This window comes from Pseudomonas sp. FBCC-B545, assembly GCF_059134095.1.
In genome coordinates, this window is the sequence record NZ_CP101441.1 from 4,579,027 (window position 1) to 4,593,934 (window position 14,908).

17 protein-coding genes are annotated in these 14,908 nt (G+C 61.1%); 8 read left to right on the forward strand and 9 right to left on the reverse strand.

Annotated elements, in window-relative coordinates; all coding sequences use genetic code 11:
• The first annotated feature begins 118 nt into the window (after positions 1-118).
• From NMB39_RS21150 to NMB39_RS21160, 3 genes are all read left to right on the forward strand, one after another.
• The gene (locus NMB39_RS21150; RefSeq protein WP_057022079.1) at positions 119-1,195 is read left to right on the forward strand and encodes a DUF748 domain-containing protein; all 1,077 of its coding nucleotides are present in this window, start codon (positions 119-121) and stop codon (positions 1,193-1,195) included.
• Between the two features lie 151 nt (positions 1,196-1,346).
• Positions 1,347-2,192: an AAA family ATPase gene (locus NMB39_RS21155; protein ID WP_057013318.1), complete on the forward strand. Its 846-nt coding sequence runs from the start codon at positions 1,347-1,349 to the stop codon at positions 2,190-2,192.
• Positions 2,192-3,370, forward strand: a complete 1,179-nt coding sequence (locus tag NMB39_RS21160; RefSeq protein WP_057022078.1) for a vWA domain-containing protein — start codon at positions 2,192-2,194, stop codon at positions 3,368-3,370. Before NMB39_RS21155 ends, NMB39_RS21160 begins: the two co-directional genes overlap by 1 nt.
• Before the next feature lie 6 nt (positions 3,371-3,376).
• On the opposite strand, the gene NMB39_RS21165 is transcribed toward NMB39_RS21160, so the two are convergent.
• The 4 genes from NMB39_RS21165 to NMB39_RS21180 form a co-directional block, all read right to left on the reverse strand.
• Positions 3,377-3,973, reverse strand: coding sequence for a hypothetical protein (locus tag NMB39_RS21165; RefSeq protein ID WP_367235866.1), 597 nt, complete (start codon positions 3,971-3,973; stop codon positions 3,377-3,379).
• 142 nt (positions 3,974-4,115) lie between these two features.
• The gene (locus NMB39_RS21170) at positions 4,116-5,030 is read right to left on the reverse strand and encodes a 5-oxoprolinase subunit C family protein (RefSeq protein WP_494340107.1); all 915 of its coding nucleotides are present in this window, start codon (positions 5,028-5,030) and stop codon (positions 4,116-4,118) included.
• Positions 5,027-5,731, reverse strand: a complete 705-nt coding sequence (pxpB, locus tag NMB39_RS21175) for a 5-oxoprolinase subunit PxpB (protein WP_057022075.1) — start codon at positions 5,729-5,731, stop codon at positions 5,027-5,029. Before pxpB ends, NMB39_RS21170 begins: the two co-directional genes overlap by 4 nt.
• The gene (locus tag NMB39_RS21180; RefSeq protein WP_057013314.1) at positions 5,728-6,468 is read right to left on the reverse strand and encodes a 5-oxoprolinase subunit PxpA; all 741 of its coding nucleotides are present in this window, start codon (positions 6,466-6,468) and stop codon (positions 5,728-5,730) included. Before NMB39_RS21180 ends, pxpB begins: the two co-directional genes overlap by 4 nt.
• A 175-nt stretch (positions 6,469-6,643) precedes the next feature.
• On the opposite strand from NMB39_RS21180, the gene NMB39_RS21185 reads away from it, so the two are divergent.
• The gene (locus NMB39_RS21185) at positions 6,644-7,558 is read left to right on the forward strand and encodes a LysR family transcriptional regulator (protein ID WP_057022074.1); all 915 of its coding nucleotides are present in this window, start codon (positions 6,644-6,646) and stop codon (positions 7,556-7,558) included.
• Between the two features lie 123 nt (positions 7,559-7,681).
• Here the strand turns inward: NMB39_RS21185 and NMB39_RS21190 are convergent, their stop codons facing one another.
• Genes NMB39_RS21190 through NMB39_RS21200 form a run of 3 tightly spaced genes read right to left on the reverse strand, consistent with a single transcriptional unit; the run spans position 7,682 to position 9,570 of the window.
• A complete protein-coding gene (locus NMB39_RS21190; protein WP_057022073.1) occupies positions 7,682-8,224 on the reverse strand; it encodes a DUF2937 family protein in 543 nt (180 codons plus the stop codon).
• A gap of 11 nt (positions 8,225-8,235) precedes the next feature.
• On the reverse strand, positions 8,236-9,012 hold the full coding sequence (locus NMB39_RS21195; protein ID WP_003189615.1) for a class II glutamine amidotransferase: 777 nt from the start codon (positions 9,010-9,012) through the stop codon (positions 8,236-8,238).
• A gap of 30 nt (positions 9,013-9,042) precedes the next feature.
• Positions 9,043-9,570, reverse strand: coding sequence for a hypothetical protein (locus NMB39_RS21200; protein WP_046071472.1), 528 nt, complete (start codon positions 9,568-9,570; stop codon positions 9,043-9,045).
• Positions 9,571-9,594: 24 nt separating this feature from the next.
• On the opposite strand from NMB39_RS21200, the gene NMB39_RS21205 reads away from it, so the two are divergent.
• Positions 9,595-11,637 carry a S9 family peptidase gene (locus tag NMB39_RS21205; protein ID WP_494340106.1) on the forward strand — a complete coding sequence of 681 codons (2,043 nt, stop codon included), beginning with the start codon at positions 9,595-9,597 and terminating at the stop codon, positions 11,635-11,637.
• Positions 11,638-11,705: 68 nt separating this feature from the next.
• On the forward strand, positions 11,706-12,179 hold the full coding sequence (locus tag NMB39_RS21210) for a Crp/Fnr family transcriptional regulator (RefSeq protein ID WP_057022070.1): 474 nt from the start codon (positions 11,706-11,708) through the stop codon (positions 12,177-12,179).
• On the opposite strand, the gene NMB39_RS21215 is transcribed toward NMB39_RS21210, so the two are convergent.
• Positions 12,176-12,454, reverse strand: coding sequence for a hypothetical protein (locus tag NMB39_RS21215; RefSeq protein ID WP_057022069.1), 279 nt, complete (start codon positions 12,452-12,454; stop codon positions 12,176-12,178). The two genes, NMB39_RS21210 and NMB39_RS21215, sit on opposite strands and share 4 nt — an antisense overlap.
• A gap of 78 nt (positions 12,455-12,532) precedes the next feature.
• Between NMB39_RS21215 and NMB39_RS21220 the strand changes: the two genes are divergently transcribed.
• Entirely contained in the window at positions 12,533-13,219 is a 687-nt protein-coding gene (locus tag NMB39_RS21220; RefSeq protein ID WP_057022068.1) for a spermidine synthase, read from the forward strand.
• A gap of 54 nt (positions 13,220-13,273) precedes the next feature.
• On the opposite strand, the gene NMB39_RS21225 is transcribed toward NMB39_RS21220, so the two are convergent.
• Complete coding sequence (locus NMB39_RS21225) at positions 13,274-14,194, reverse strand: ParB/Srx family N-terminal domain-containing protein (protein WP_494340105.1); 921 nt, start codon at positions 14,192-14,194, stop codon at positions 13,274-13,276.
• A 106-nt stretch (positions 14,195-14,300) separates the two neighbouring features.
• Between NMB39_RS21225 and NMB39_RS21230 the strand changes: the two genes are divergently transcribed.
• Positions 14,301-14,675 (forward strand): YajD family HNH nuclease, encoded by a 375-nt coding sequence (locus tag NMB39_RS21230; RefSeq protein ID WP_005786102.1) that lies wholly within the window; start codon positions 14,301-14,303, stop codon positions 14,673-14,675.
• The last annotated feature ends 233 nt before the right edge of the window (positions 14,676-14,908 follow it).

Sequence of the window (14,908 nt, forward strand, 5' to 3'; positions counted from 1 at the left end):
CCTATTGGCGACTTTGAAGAAGGCCCCAAGGGTATGCCTCGTACTTCAACGCGTCCAGACGGTGGAACGTTGCGTTCATCAGAACAGTCAATCTCCTACAAGCAAGGAGAACCTCCCCATGAAACGTCGCTACAGTTGGCCGTTATGGACAATCGCCGCGCTGCTGGTGCTGCTGGTTGCCCTGGACCTGGCCCTGCCGTACCTGGTGCGTAACTACCTGAATGACAAGCTCGCCGACATGGGCGATTACCGCGGCCAGATCACTGACGTGGACCTGGCGCTGTGGCGTGGCGCCTACAAGATCAACGGCCTGCAGATCGTCAAGGTCGACGGCAAGGTGCCGGTGCCGTTCGTCAAGGCGCCGCTGATTGATCTGTCGGTGAGCTGGCATTCGCTATGGTATGACCATGCGGTGGTGGCCGAGGTGGAGTTTCTCAAGCCTGAGCTGAACTTCGTCGATGGTGGGGCCAATAAACAGGCATCCCAGACGGGTAAGGGCACCGACTGGCGTGCCCAACTGGGCAAATTGTTACCGATCACCCTTAACGAAGTACGCATCCGGGACGGCAAGATCGCCTTCCATAACTTCAACTCCAAGCCCGCAGTGAACCTCTACGCCACCCAGGTCGACGCCAGCTTCTTTAACCTGACCAACGTGGTCGACGTCAAAGGCAAGCGCGACGCCACTTTCGAGGGCAAGGGCATGCTGCTGGGCCAAGCCCCGCTGGAAGCCAGCGCGACCTTCGACCCGCTGAGCAACTTTGAAGACTTCGAGTTCCGCTTTCGCGCCAAGGAAATCCAGCTCAAGCGCCTGAATGACTTCGCCGCGGCCTATGGCAAGTTCGACTTCAATGCCGGTAGCGGCGCGGTGGTGGTCGAGGCCCAGGCCGAAAAAGGCCAGTTGAGCGGTTATATCAAGCCGTTGCTGCGAGATGTGGAAGTGTTCAATTGGCAGCAGGACGTGGAAAACAAAGACAAAGGTATTTTCCGCTCGATATGGGAAGCCGTGGTCGGTACCGGCGAGACCGTGCTGAAGAACCAGAACAAGAACCAATTTGCTACCCGGGTAGAACTCAGTGGCAGCGTCCATCAGCAAGATATCAGCGCGTTCTCCGCGTTTTTGCAGATTTTACGTAATGGTTTCGTCCAGGCTTTCAATGCAAGGTACGAACAACCCAAGCCCAGCGCGGACTAAAAAATGTGGGGAGGGGCTTGCCCCTCCCACATGTACCGCACGGGTCAATGGGAAGTGACCGGCCATTCAGAGACTGAATAACCCGTCTGCGTTCACAGTCGCCAGGGCTGCGCGGTATAGTCCGGACATTGATGAATTCGAGGAATGACCGATGAAGTTCGAAGGCACCCAGGCCTATGTGGCTACCGATGACCTGAAACTGGCCGTCAACGCCGCCATCACCCTGGAGCGGCCGTTGCTGGTCAAGGGCGAACCGGGCACCGGCAAGACCATGCTCGCCGAGCAACTGGCCGAATCCTTCGGTGCCCGACTGATCACCTGGCACATCAAGTCAACCACCAAGGCCCATCAGGGCCTGTACGAGTATGACGCGGTCAGCCGCCTGCGCGATTCGCAACTGGGTGTGGACAAGGTCCACGACGTGCGCAACTACTTGAAGAAGGGCAAGCTCTGGGAAGCCTTCGAGTCCGAAGAGCGGGTGATCCTGCTGATCGATGAAATCGACAAGGCCGATATCGAGTTCCCCAACGACCTGTTGCAGGAACTCGACAAGATGGAATTCTACGTCTACGAGATCGACGAGACCATCAAGGCCAAGAAGCGCCCGATCATCATCATTACCTCCAACAACGAGAAAGAGCTGCCGGACGCCTTCCTGCGCCGCTGCTTCTTCCACTATATCGCCTTCCCTGACCGCCCCACTCTGCAGAAGATCGTGGATGTGCACTACCCGGACATCAAGAAGGAGCTGGTCAGCGAAGCCCTCGATGTGTTCTTCGATGTACGCAAGGTGCCGGGCCTGAAGAAAAAACCGTCCACCTCCGAACTGGTGGACTGGCTCAAGCTGCTGATGGCCGACAATATCGGTGAAGCAGTGCTGCGCGAACGCGACCCGACCAAAGCCATCCCGCCGCTTGCCGGTGCCCTGGTGAAGAACGAGCAAGACGTGCAGCTGCTGGAACGTCTGGCGTTCATGAGCCGTCGCGGTAATCGATAATGTTGCTCAACCTGTTCAATGAAATGCGCGCAGCCAAGGTGCCGGTGTCGGTACGCGAGCTGCTCGACCTGATCAACGCGCTGAAACAGCGCGTGACCTTCGCCGACATGGACGAGTTCTACTACTTGGCCCGGACGATCCTGGTCAAGGACGAGCGGCATTTCGACAAGTTCGACCGCGCCTTCGGGGCTTACTTCAACGGCCTGGAAAAGCTCGATGACCACTTGCAGGCACTGATTCCCGAGGACTGGCTGCGCAAGGAGTTCGAACGCTCCCTGAGCGATGAAGAACGCGCGCAGATCCAGTCCCTCGGCGGCCTGGACAAGTTGATCGAGGAATTCAAGAAGCGCCTGGAAGAACAGAAAGAACGGCATGCCGGCGGCAACAAGTGGATCGGCACCGGCGGCACCAGCCCGTTTGGTTCCGGTGGCTACAACCCGGAAGGCATTCGCGTGGGTGACGCCGGCAAGCGCCAGGGCAAGGCGGTGAAAGTCTGGGACCAGCGCGAGTACAAGAACCTCGACGACCAGGTGGAGCTGGGCACGCGCAACATCAAGATCGCCCTGCGCCGGCTGCGCAAGTTCGCACGCCAGGGTGCGGCCGAAGAGCTGGATATCGACGGCACCATCGACCACACCGCCCGCGACGCCGGGTTGCTGAATATCCAGATGCGCCCCGAGCGTCGCAACACCATCAAGCTGTTGTTGCTGTTCGATATCGGCGGTTCGATGGACGCCCATGTGAAGACCTGCGAAGAGCTGTTCTCCGCCTGCAAGACCGAGTTCAAGCACCTGGAGTACTTCTACTTCCACAACTTCGTGTACGAGTCGGTATGGAAGAACAACCAGCGCCGCACCTCGGAGCGCACCTCCACCCAGGACCTGCTGCACAAGTACGGCGCCGACTACAAGGTGATCTTCATCGGCGATGCAGCCATGGCGCCCTATGAGATCACCCAGGCCGGCGGCAGCGTCGAGCATTGGAACGAGGAGCCTGGGTATGTGTGGATGCAGCGCTTCATGGCCAAGTACAAGAAGCTGATCTGGATCAACCCGTACCCCAAGGACACCTGGGGTTATACGGCATCGACCGCAATCGTGCGGGAGCTGGTGGAGGATCAGATGTATCCGCTGACCTTGCGCGGCCTGGAGGAAGGCATGCGTTTCCTGGCTAAATAAGCCGCCTCAGCAGGCCCTGTGCGGGTGCCCCAGCACCGGTTTGCAAGGGGGTATCGATGGGCTGGGGCTGTGCGCATCATGCCAGCCGAACAACAGGAAGTTACTGGCGAACCGCCGCACCAGCTCTGCATCGACGCCATTGACGCGACCGTCGTTGTTCACGTCCTGGCTGATATGGGCGCCATCGGCGGTGCCCACCTCGTTGGTAAAATAAGCCGCTGTGTAGGCCAGTGACTCATCATCGAGCTGCCCCTCGCCTTGGTGAAAATGCAGGCGCACGGTGTCTGGTATGCCATTGGCATCGAAGTCTACGGCAAACACCATCAGGTATTTATCGGCGGAGCCATCCTGGCTGAACCAGTTGAACTCGAGGAATTGCTGGGCGAACTCCAGCGCCATGGCTGCATCCAGCGTGTCAGTGACACCGTTATGGTTGATGTCGTCAGCCAGCCTCCAATCAAGCCTGCCATCGCCCTTCATATCCACCGCTGCAGCCGCCATGGCAAGGGGCTGCGCGAGTGTGTCGTCGTAAAAATCCAGGTAAACCACGTCGGGCCTGGCGTTGTCGGTAATATCGTAAGCACGCAGAATCAAGAATCGCATAATACAAACTCGTAACAAGAAGAACCGACAGGCTCCCATTGCTGCGCCTCGAGGTCGACAGCCTCAAGCCTTCAGGGCAAGTCAGGCAATTCTGGCGTCCCTGTCCGGCCAGGGCAGTGCCTTCGCTGACCCATGAGCTCGATTACGGGTTGGCGTATTGCGCCAGAAACCTCAGATGCTGCGCGTGGGCGCCAGGCTGCACCATAGGCGCCAGTTTCAACGTTGCACCGGGCAGGCACTGCGCCAAACGTGCCAGCGACAACGGCGTCAACGCTCCCAGGCGCGGATAGCCACCAATGGTCTGGCGATCATTGAGCAACACGATCGGCTGCCCATCCGGCGGCACTTGGATCGCTCCCAGCGGGATACCTTCGGAAATCAACGACGGCCCCTGGTATTGCAGCGGTGTACCGAGCAAGCGCATGCCCATGCGATCAGCGCGGCTGTCGAGGGCCCATTCGGTGTTGAACGCATCGAACAGGCTCTGCCCACTGAACTGGCCAATCTGCGCACCGATGATAACGTCCAGGGATGCAGCGGATGGCAAATCCGGGTTGGCCAGCACTTTCATCGCGCCCCCGGTCCCGGAATAAGTTAACTGAGCGCCTTCAGCCAAGGCTTTGCCGAAACCGTCCACCCCACCCAATGCCTCGCGTACCACCGTGGCACAACTGCCGAGCACGGGCGGCGCGTCGAAGCCGCCCGGCGCCGCCAGGTAAGCCCGCGCCCCCTTGAACGGCTGGGTAAAGCGCAAACGCTGGCCCTTTTGCAGGATAAAACTACGCCCAGGGCTGATGGCGCGATCATCGATGTAGGCGCCCAGGTCCGCACCGGCCAGGGCCAGCAGGCAATAGTCCTCGGCCTGCACGGTAAAGCCGCCGAGGGTGACTTCCACCACCGGCGCATCCAGGGCGTTGTCCAGCAGCCAATTGGCCCAGGACATGGATACCCAATCCAGCGCGCCGCCCTGGGTCACGCCGAGGTGGCGCACGCCAAAACGCCCGGCGTCCTGCAACAGGCACAGCGGCGTGCTGGCCTCGATGGTCAAGCGGCTCATGCCTGCGCCTCCAACGGCGTGTCATCGCCTCCCAGGTGGATGAATTCGGCATGGTCGACCGCTTCGAAGCGTACCGTGTCGCCGGGTTGCATCAGGCTGTAGCCGTCGCGGTCGCGGTCGAACAGCTTGGCCGCAGTGCGGCCGATCAGGTTCCAGCCGCCCGGGGACACCACCGGGTAGGCGGCGGTTTGCCGTTCGGCAATGCCGACGCTGCCAGCGGCCACGCGTTTGCGCGGGGTGTTGAGGCGCGGCGTGGCGAGGGTTTCGTCCACCAGCCCCATAAAGGCAAAACCTGGGGCGAAGCCGAGGGCGAACACCTGGTATTCGTGGGCGCTGTGGCGGCGGATCACTTCATCCACCGCCAACCCGCTACGCTGGGCCAGCAGGGTCAGTTCCGGACCGACACTCAGGTCGTACCACACCGGCAGCACATGGCACTGGCCGCTACCCTGGGCCTGGGGTTGCAGATCGGTAAGGGCCTGGTCGATCAGCTCCCGGGCCTGGGCCGGGGTCAGCGTCGTGAGATCGTAATGCACCATCAAGGTGGTATAGGACGGCACCAGGTCCACCAACGCCGGGCCGAACCCAGCGCGCAGGCGCTGGGTGGCGGCGAGCATCCACGGCATATTGGCTTCGGCAATCACCTCAAACAGACGCACCATCAGGCAGTCGATGGCCACCACTTCAATGCGTGGCTTCATGCTGTCTTCAACGCTTCACGGATTCGCTGCACCGCAGCCACCGAGCTGGCGTTGTCGCCATGCACGCACAAGGTATTGGCCTGCAACACCAGCGCACTGCCGTCGCTGGCGACCAGCGGAGCACCACGGGAAATGGTCAGGGCCTGCTGCAAGATAGTGCCGGGATCGTGATGCACAGCGCCGGGCAGCTGGCGGGAGACCAGATGGCCGTTGCTGTCATAGGCGCGGTCGGCGAAGGCTTCGAACCACAGGATCACGCCATATTCGTCGCCCAACGCCTGGGCCGCGCTGTTGTCGCGGGTGGCCAGCAGCATCAGTGGCAGGTCACCGTAGGCGGCCACGGCCTGGATCACCGCACGCAACTGCGCCGGGTTCGCCATCATGTCGTTGTACATCGCGCCGTGGGGCTTCACATAGCTGACGCGACCGCCCTGGGCCCGGCAGATGCCGTCCAGCGCGCCGATCTGGTAGTGCAACAGATCCTGAATTTCCTGGGGCGTGTAGTGCATGGAACGCCGGCCAAAGCCCTGCAAGTCTTGATAGGCCGGGTGCGCGCCGACTTGCACGCCATGCTTGAACGCCAGGCTGACGGTCTTGCGCATGATGCTCGGGTCGCCGGCATGAAAGCCGCAGGCCACGTTGGCGCAGTCGATGAACGGCATGACTTCGGCGTCCAGACCCATGGTCCAGTTACCAAAGCTTTCGCCGATGTCGCAGTTCAAAAGCAGGCGGCTCACGGTGGTCGCTCCTGTAGGCTTTGTTTTTTTGTAGTGTGGGATTTATTACACAGAACTGGCAACTTGTCCTGGCACCCCTACGACGCTTATCGTGGAACAGCTCGATTTTTGGCGTTTGCCCGGTGTGACGTCCAACTAATAAAAACCGATCCATGCATAAGAAAAAGTTGATCCCATGAATTTGAAGTTCCTCGAAACCTTCGTCTGGGTGGCCAAGCTCAAGAGTTTTCGCCTGACCGCCGAGAAGCTATTCACCACCCAGGCCTCGATTTCCAGCCGCATCGCGGTGTTGGAAAGCGAGTTGGGCGTGAAGCTGTTCCTGCGTGACTCTCGCGGCGTGAGCCTGACCCCGGAAGGGTTGAAGGTGCTCGATTACGCCGAACAGATGATGGTGACCATGCAGGGCTTGAAGCAGTCTCTGGAAACCAGCAGCAGCAAGGTCGGGCGCATTCGCATCGGTGCGATGGACACCGTGATCCACACTTGGCTGAGCCCGCTGGTCGCGGAGTTGATGGATCATTTCCCCCTGGTAGAAATCGAGTTGGTCGCCGATACGGCGCTTAACCTCAGCGATCAGCTACAAAAAGGTTTCCTCGACCTGATCCTGCAAACCGACCTGCTGCGCCTGGAAACAGTACGCAGCCTGGAACTGGCCAGTCACCCCATGGCCTGGATCGTCGCCAGCCAATCGATCTATCACCGCGACTACGCCTCCCTGGCCGAACTGGCCCAGGAGCGCATCATCACCTACTCGAAAAACTCCCACCCGCACCAGGACGTAATCAGCCTGATGCAGGCCAACGGCGTGGCCGCGCCACGGATGAACTGTGTGAACTCGGTGTCGGCGATTACCCGGTTGCTGCGCGATGGCTTCGGCATTGGCGCACTGCCGCCGGTACTGGTCAGCGAAGAACTGGCGCGGGGCGAATTGGTGATGCTGCCGATGGCCCAGCGCCTGCCGAACTTGCAGGTAGTGGTGTCATGGCGCGTGGGCGTGGAGTTGGTGGAGGAGATTGTGGGGTTGTGCCAGAAGGTGGTGGCCCGCTACGCCGAGGAAGTCGGTGAAGAACGGATGGTGCTAAGCCACTGACTAAACCGGATCCAAATGTGGGAGGGGGCTTGCTCCCGATAGCAGAGTGTCAGTCGATGAAGATGTTGACTGACCTGCCGCCATCGGGAGCAAGCCCCCTCCCACATTTGGCCGAGTTGGGCGTTAGAGGCCCTTGAGGTCCCGCTCTTCGATGGGTCGGCTCTGACGCAAGCGCCTGCCGCCCAACACCACCCAATCAATCAGGCGGTACAGGCATTCGATGCCGAACGACAACAGCATCGCCCCGCCCAGGCCCCAGCCCATGGCTTCGGGTGTGAGCAAGATCTGGTAGCTGTAGCCATTCCAGGTTTCCTGGCGGATATCCGGGTCGGCGGCCACCGCCACTTGCAGCACGCGGATGTACCACGGGCCCTGCATGGCCTGGAATTGCTTGTCCAACTCAAGCTGGCGATCGAGCATCGCGCCCAGGCTGCTGGCGTCGCTCTGGAACACCGGGTCGTCACTGGCGCGGTAATGGGCCACCAAGGCCTGCAAGTCCCCGTTGAAGAACTGTTGCGCCGTGGATTCAAAGCCGCGCAGGCCGGTCTGGGCCTCGATCAGGTGGGCCTCGACGCGCTTGGCGTAGTCGCTGATAAACCCCGGCACCTGCACGCCGACCAACAAGCCAATGGCAAACAGCACCAACCGCAGATAGCTAAGCAACATGGTCGATATCCTTACTCGGTAACGCCCTGGCTGACGCATTCACCGCGTCGCCATAGGCTCCATTGGCCCGGTTCGTAGCGGGTCCAGTTTTCGTTGTCGGTCAGGGGCTCGGTGGCGATCACCGTTACCACGTCATTGGGGGTGGTTTCGGCCTGAAAATCGACGATCACATCGACATCTTTCAAGCGCGCCGGGCCAAAGGGCGCGCGCCGGGTAATCTGCGCCAGTTTGGTCGAGCAGTAGCAGAACAGCCAGTCGCCATCGCTGAGCAGGCAGTTGAACACGCCCTTGCTGCGGTATTCGGCGCAGGCGGCGATCAGGTCCGGTAGCACTTGCTCGATGTCTACCGGCTCGGGGAAGGCTTCGCGCACGCGGTTGAGCAGGTCGCAGAAGGCCGCTTCGCTGTCGGTATCGCCCACCGGACGGTAGAAGGTGGCGCGGGGGTTGAAGTCCGCCAGTTGGCCGTTGTGGGCAAAACACCAGTTGCGGCCCCACAGCTCACGCACGAACGGGTGGGTATTGGCCAGGCTCACCTTGCCCACATTGGCCTGGCGGATATGGCCGATCACCACTTCGCTCTTGATCGGGTAACGCTGCACCAGCAACGCGACTTCCGACTCACTGCTGGCGGCCGGGTCCTGGAACAACCGCAGGCCACGCCCTTCGTAGAAGGCGATACCCCAACCGTCGCGGTGCGGGCCGGTACGCCCACCGCGCTGCATCAGCCCGGTAAAGCTGAACACGATATCGGTGGGGACGTTGGCACTCATGCCCAATAATTCACACATGCCAGGGCTCTCGCTGCAGGGCGGACAACGTTAAAGGCGCGGTTCGACCCGCATGCCACTCACCGGCGCCGGGCGACGGAACGGTTCGTCGTCTTCCGGCTCGGCGGCCAGGGCAGCATCGGTAGCGGCCTTGCGCTCACGCCGGGCGTTGGCCGCACGCTCGATGGGCCAGCGGATCAGCACAAACACGATGTATAGGGCGAACACGATCATGGTGTACATGAACAGATCGGAAATCGCCCGCCAGGCGTTGTTGCCGACCTTGAGCACCAGGTCCAGGGCGGTAATCGCCACGGCCGGCGCGAACTGGGTCTTGACCGGGTCGACGATGGTCGGGCTCAGCAACAACACCGCCATCAGCAATTGCAACGGCTCGCGCAGCCAGCGCCACATCCAGCGGGTCATGCGCCACCACACCAACAGGCAGCCCAAAGCGGCGAAGGCGTAGAGGCCCCAAGCGGTCAGATAGTCGTTCTCGGTCATGGTGTCCATGGCAAGGTTGGCAAACAGGCGGCTATGATAACGGCTTTTGCGTGTCGCGGCTGCAATGCCTGCCACCTTCCGCCAGACAGAGAGTGATCCATGACGTCATCGACCGCCCCGATTGCCCGCAAGGCCCCAGGCCCAGACCCGTACGCCTGGCTGCAAGCGCGGGACACCCCAGAAGTGCTCGACTACCTCAAGGCCGAAAACGCCTGGCAGGAGACCCAGTTGGCCGACCAGCAGGCGCTGCGCGAGACCCTGTTCGAAGAGATCAAGGGCCGTATCCTTGAAACCGACCTGTCCCTGCCCTCCCCTTGGGGTCCGTACCTGTACTACACGCGCACCACCGCCGGTGACGAATATGCGCGCCATTACCGCTGCCGCCGCCCGGCCGACGACAGCAACCAGGTGGATGAGAGCAGCGAAGAGCTGCTGCTGGACCCGAACGTATTGGCCAACGGCGGCTTTTTCTCCCTCGGCGCGTTCAGCATCAGCCCCGACCACCAGCGCCTGGCCTACAGCCTCGACACCAGCGGCGAAGAGATCTACACCCTGTTCGTGAAGGAATTGGCCACAGGCAAAGTCAGCGAACTGGCGTTCGAGAACTGCGACGGCAGCATGACCTGGGCCAATGACAGCCTGACCCTGTTCTTCGGCGAGCTGGACGACACCCATCGCCCGCACAAGCTGTATCGCTATCGCCTGGATGGCACGGCGGCGCAGGAAGTGTTCCACGAGCCCGACGGCCGTTTCTTCCTGCACTGCTACCGTTCCAGCTCCGAGCGCCAACTGCTGTTGGCCCTGGGCAGCAAGACCACCAGCGAAATCTGGGCGCTGGACGCCAACCAGCCGCACCTGGGCTTTACCTGCCTGGCACCACGTGTCGAAGACCATGAATACGATGTCGACCATGGCAAGCGCAATGGCGAATGGACATGGTTTATTCGCAGCAACCGCGATGGGATCAACTACGCGCTGTTCATCGCCGCCGATACCGGTGGCGTGCCGAGCGAAGATCAATGGCAAAACCTGATCCCTCACAGTGACGAGGTCATGCTCGACGGTGTGAGCCTGAACGCCAGCGCCATGACCTTGAGCCTGCGCATCGGTGGCCTGCCGGTCATCGAGGTGCACCCCGAAGACGTACCGGCCTATCGCGTGGAGTTGCCCGATGCGGCCTACAGCCTCTACGTACAAAACAGCCTGGAATTTCACAGCGACAGGATCCGCTTGCGCTATGAGGCCTTGAACCGTCCGGCCCAGGTACGTCAGCTCGAACTGGCGACAGGCGCCCAAGTGGTGCTCAAGGAAACCCCGGTACTTGGCGTGTTTAATGCTGACGACTACGTCAGCCAACGCCTATGGGCCACCTCCGCTGACGGCACCCAGGTGCCCATCAGCCTGGTGGTCAAGCGGGACCAGCTCGGCCAAGCGACGCCGCTGTACCTGTATGGCTATGGTGCCTACGGCCAAAGCCTTGATCCGTGGTTCTCCCATGCGCGCCTGAGCTTGCTCGATCGCGGGGTAGCGTTTGCCATCGCCCATGTGCGTGGCGGCGGTGAGTTGGGCGAAGCCTGGTATCGCAACGGCAAGCAGGAACACAAGCAGAACACTTTCAGCGACTTTATCGCCTGCGCCGAACACCTGATCGCCCAGGGCGTAACCACCTCCAGGCAACTGGCGATCAGCGGCGGCAGTGCCGGTGGCCTGTTGATCGGCGCCGTACTCAACCAGCGTCCGGAACTGTTCCAGGCAGCGATTGCCGAAGTGCCGTTCGTCGATGTGCTCAACACCATGCTCGACCCGGAACTGCCGCTGACCATCACCGAGTACGACGAATGGGGCAACCCCGAGGACCCCGAGGTGTATGCGCGCATCAAGGCCTACGCGCCATACGAAAACGTCAGCGCCCAGGCCTACCCGGCCACGCTGGTGATCGCCGGCTACAACGACAGCCGCGTGCAGTACTGGGAAGCGGCCAAATGGGTGGCCAAGCTGCGCGACACCGCCACCTCCGACAACCTGCTGCTGCTCAAGACCGAGCTGGGCGCCGGCCATGGCGGCATGAGCGGTCGCTACCAGGGATTACGTGACGTAGCGCTCGAATATGCGTTTGTGTTCAAGGCGCTCGGGCTGATTTAGGAACTTACCGGGGCGGCCCTGTCTGAACAGGGGACCGCCCTACATATTGACGGACCAATACTGCTGCCATGCCACAAGCCACCTTACTCAACGACGAAATCCGCGACATGCTGATGGACTGCGGGCTGTTTGACCCGCTGCTGCCGGAAGATTTTCATATCGCCGCGGGCTACTTCAATATCAGCAGCATTGCCCAGGGCGAGGTGATTTTCCTCGAGGGCGATGCGGGCACCTTCATGTGCATCCTCCACACTGGCCAGGTGGCCGTGCAGAAAACCAACCACACCGGCCAGCGCCTGACCATCGCCACCCTGCGCAGTGGCCGGGCGTTTGGCGAAATGGCGGTGCTCGACGGCGAGCGGCGCTCGGCCAGTTGCGTCGCGGCCAGTGATTGCGTGCTGTTGAACCTGGGCAAGGATGCCCTGGAAAAAATGCTCAATGAAGCGCCCAGGGTGGCGGCCAAGATCATCCGCGCCATTGCCGTGGCCCTGTCCAAGCGCCTGCGCATGGCCGACGGGCAACTGTTATCTCAACAGTTTTAACCGCCGGGGGGCTTGGGCTTGCTGTCGTTCTGCTGCAGGCCGGGGACGGTCTGGTCCTTGGGCGGCGCGGGCAATACGATGGGCACCAGGGGCGGCGAGCCGTTGGTCTTGGGCACGGCCGGTGGCGTGACTTGCGGGTACAAGGTCGGCGTTGGCGTGCCCGGCGCGCCTGGGGTTGGAGCGGGCGCGACCGGAACGGTTTGCAACTCCTGAGCCTGCGCCACAGCAGATATGAGCGCGCTCAATACAATGACCGTTAGAATGCTGCACTTCATCGATGGCTCCATGGCCTGACCGGAATATCGTAAGGCTACTCCCAACTGCGCAAGAATGCCCTTCCCAATGAGATTTCCATGAAACGTTTCGTTCTGCTGGACACCACTCCGATCCCCGACAATGGCGGTGCCTTGTGCCTGTTCGAATACGGCGAGGACTTTGTCATCAAGATCCAGGGCGGTGACGGCGGCCAGCTGATGAACACGCGCATGCACGGCTCCGAAGACGCCCTGGCCGAGATCCCCTGCCGCAAGGTGGCCGGCCGCCCGGGTTCACGGGTGCTGATCGGCGGCTTGGGCATGGGTTTTACCTTGGCCGCAGCGCTCAAGCATTTGGGCAAGAGCGCCGAAGTGGTGGTGGCGGAGTTGGTGCCCGGGGTTGTGGAGTGGAACCGTGGGCCGCTGGGGGAAAAGTCCGGGCGCCCGCTGCTGGATCCACGCACGGTGATCCGTCTGGAAGACGTGGCCAAAGTGCTGCAGGCCGAGCCCCAGGGCTTCGACGCAATCATGCTCGACGTCGACAACGGCCCCGAGGGTCTGACGCAAAAGGCCAATAGCTGGTTGTATTCCGCCGGTGGCCTGGCCGCGTGCGCCAAGGCCCTGCGGCCCAAGGGCGTGCTGGCCGTGTGGTCGGCGAGCGCCGATAAGCTGTTCAGCGACAAACTGCGCAAGGCAGGCTTCAAGGCTGAGGAAGTCCAGGTGTTTGCCCATGGCAACAAGGGCACGCGGCATACCATCTGGATTGCAGAAAAGCTGAAGGGCTGAATCACCATCGATCAAATGTGGAGGGGCTTGCTCCCTCCCACATTTGGTACTGCTTCAGTCTCTGGTTTTGCGGTAATCGATTACATACGGCAGTTTTTTATCGAAAGTCTTTTCCAGCTCACTGTGATCCAGCTGGGTCATACCACCCAATTGCCGGGCCGTGAAACCGCTGTCGCCCACCTTTGACCCCGGCGCCAGGCTGACCATGCGTTGAGCCACAGCCTCAATGGCGTCCTTGTATCCGCCTTTCTTATTCAGGTTGTAGCTGCCCAGATCAATTTGCGTGCGCAGCCAGTTGCCCCAGTAGAACTCGAGGAATTCCGGCGCAATCGCACCGTCGGTTGGCTTGCCATAGGCGGCCTTGCGGGTGAAATACACCAGGCTGCGGAAAGTGTCGTCCTGCAGGTTCTTGAAGCCCAGGTGCGCTGGCAATTGCGCAGGTAGCAGCGTCTGGCCCTGGTTGTCCTTGAGCCAGACCTTGCGCGCAGCCTCCATGCGTTGCCAGAAGGTGGCAAGGTTCGGGCTGCGGCTGAAGTCGTCGGTGACCTTGACCCACATCTTCAAGCGCGGGCCGGCGCCGGGGGTCTCCCACAGGGTGGTGAAACTGTGATGACCATCAGTCAGGTACAGTTGGCCGCCGGGACCGACCACCACGGTTTTCATCTCATCGGGATAGGTACCCACCGCACGCTTGCAGGTGAAGCTGGCGGGCCGCAGCAGTTCGGCGTTCTTGGGCACCTGATCGGCCTCGCCCTGGCCATTGGTTTCGCAGTATTCATCGAAAGCCTTGGCGGGCTTGTCGGCGAACAGCCCCAGGCTGTAGTAGATCTGGTCGAAACCAACCACAGCCTGGGTCGGATGCAATTGTTCCAGGGCGACCTCGATCACCTGCCCCGGTTGTGGCGTCGAAAACGCCTGGACTTGCGCGGTAAGGGCACAGAGCACAAGCCCGATAGTCCATGAATGCAGACGCATGAATTTCCATTCCTTATCAGTCAGTGAAGCAATCCTAGCGGTCATTTACCGCGCAAGCGGCTAGAATCCACCTTATCCGTGACCCACCAAATAGCCAGGAGCCATGATGAGCTCGACTAACCCGCCCTCACACACCGCCAAGCTGGACCGCATCCTCGCCGATGCCCAGCGCGACCGCGAAATGGGCTATCGCGACAAAGCCTTGAAGATGTACCCCCACGTCTGCGGCCGTTGCGCCCGTGAATTCGCCGGCAAGCGCCTGAGTGAGCTGACCGTACACCACCGTAACCACAACCATGATGACAATCCCCAGGACGGCTCCAACTGGGAGTTGCTGTGCCTGTATTGCCACGACAACGAACATTCGCGCTACACCGACCAGCAGTACTTCGGCGAAGGCTCCACCAGCAGCCCGAGCATTGCCAAGGCGACGCATAATCCGTTTGCGGCGTTGGCGGGGTTGATGAAGAAAGACGACTGAAGATCGTCCTTGTCTGTACTGGCCTCATCGCAGCATAGGTATCTACACAACTTTGCAGTCGCCAACAGTAACTACGATGCGAAGCGAGCCGCTCTTGATCTTGCTCTTGATCTGCTTTTGATCTCAGGCGCCCCGTTAAACCACGCTGGCCGGAATTCGACAGGGATTTGGGGGGTAAACCGGCAGGGATGCCGGTTTAGCCGCCCCGCGCCATGGAGGGCGCGTGGCGGCGG

What these genes read in the sequence shown, in the direction of transcription:
- NMB39_RS21195 (WP_003189615.1), bottom strand. Translation starts at nt 9,012, where the DNA reads ATGTGTGAATTATTGGGCATGAGTGCCAACGTCCCCACCGATATCGTG.
- NMB39_RS21150 (WP_057022079.1), top strand. Translation starts at nt 119, where the DNA reads ATGAAACGTCGCTACAGTTGGCCGTTATGGACAATCGCCGCGCTGCTG.
- NMB39_RS21165 (WP_367235866.1), bottom strand. Translation starts at nt 3,973, where the DNA reads ATGCGATTCTTGATTCTGCGTGCTTACGATATTACCGACAACGCCAGG.
- NMB39_RS21215 (WP_057022069.1), bottom strand. Translation starts at nt 12,454, where the DNA reads ATGAAGTGCAGCATTCTAACGGTCATTGTATTGAGCGCGCTCATATCT.
- pxpB (WP_057022075.1), bottom strand. Translation starts at nt 5,731, where the DNA reads ATGAAGCCACGCATTGAAGTGGTGGCCATCGACTGCCTGATGGTGCGT.
- NMB39_RS21190 (WP_057022073.1), bottom strand. Translation starts at nt 8,224, where the DNA reads ATGTTGCTTAGCTATCTGCGGTTGGTGCTGTTTGCCATTGGCTTGTTG.
- NMB39_RS21160 (WP_057022078.1), top strand. Translation starts at nt 2,192, where the DNA reads ATGTTGCTCAACCTGTTCAATGAAATGCGCGCAGCCAAGGTGCCGGTG.
- NMB39_RS21210 (WP_057022070.1), top strand. Translation starts at nt 11,706, where the DNA reads ATGCCACAAGCCACCTTACTCAACGACGAAATCCGCGACATGCTGATG.
- NMB39_RS21220 (WP_057022068.1), top strand. Translation starts at nt 12,533, where the DNA reads ATGAAACGTTTCGTTCTGCTGGACACCACTCCGATCCCCGACAATGGC.
- NMB39_RS21185 (WP_057022074.1), top strand. Translation starts at nt 6,644, where the DNA reads ATGAATTTGAAGTTCCTCGAAACCTTCGTCTGGGTGGCCAAGCTCAAG.
- NMB39_RS21205 (WP_494340106.1), top strand. Translation starts at nt 9,595, where the DNA reads ATGACGTCATCGACCGCCCCGATTGCCCGCAAGGCCCCAGGCCCAGAC.
- NMB39_RS21155 (WP_057013318.1), top strand. Translation starts at nt 1,347, where the DNA reads ATGAAGTTCGAAGGCACCCAGGCCTATGTGGCTACCGATGACCTGAAA.
- NMB39_RS21170 (WP_494340107.1), bottom strand. Translation starts at nt 5,030, where the DNA reads ATGAGCCGCTTGACCATCGAGGCCAGCACGCCGCTGTGCCTGTTGCAG.
- NMB39_RS21225 (WP_494340105.1), bottom strand. Translation starts at nt 14,194, where the DNA reads ATGCGTCTGCATTCATGGACTATCGGGCTTGTGCTCTGTGCCCTTACC.
- NMB39_RS21230 (WP_005786102.1), top strand. Translation starts at nt 14,301, where the DNA reads ATGAGCTCGACTAACCCGCCCTCACACACCGCCAAGCTGGACCGCATC.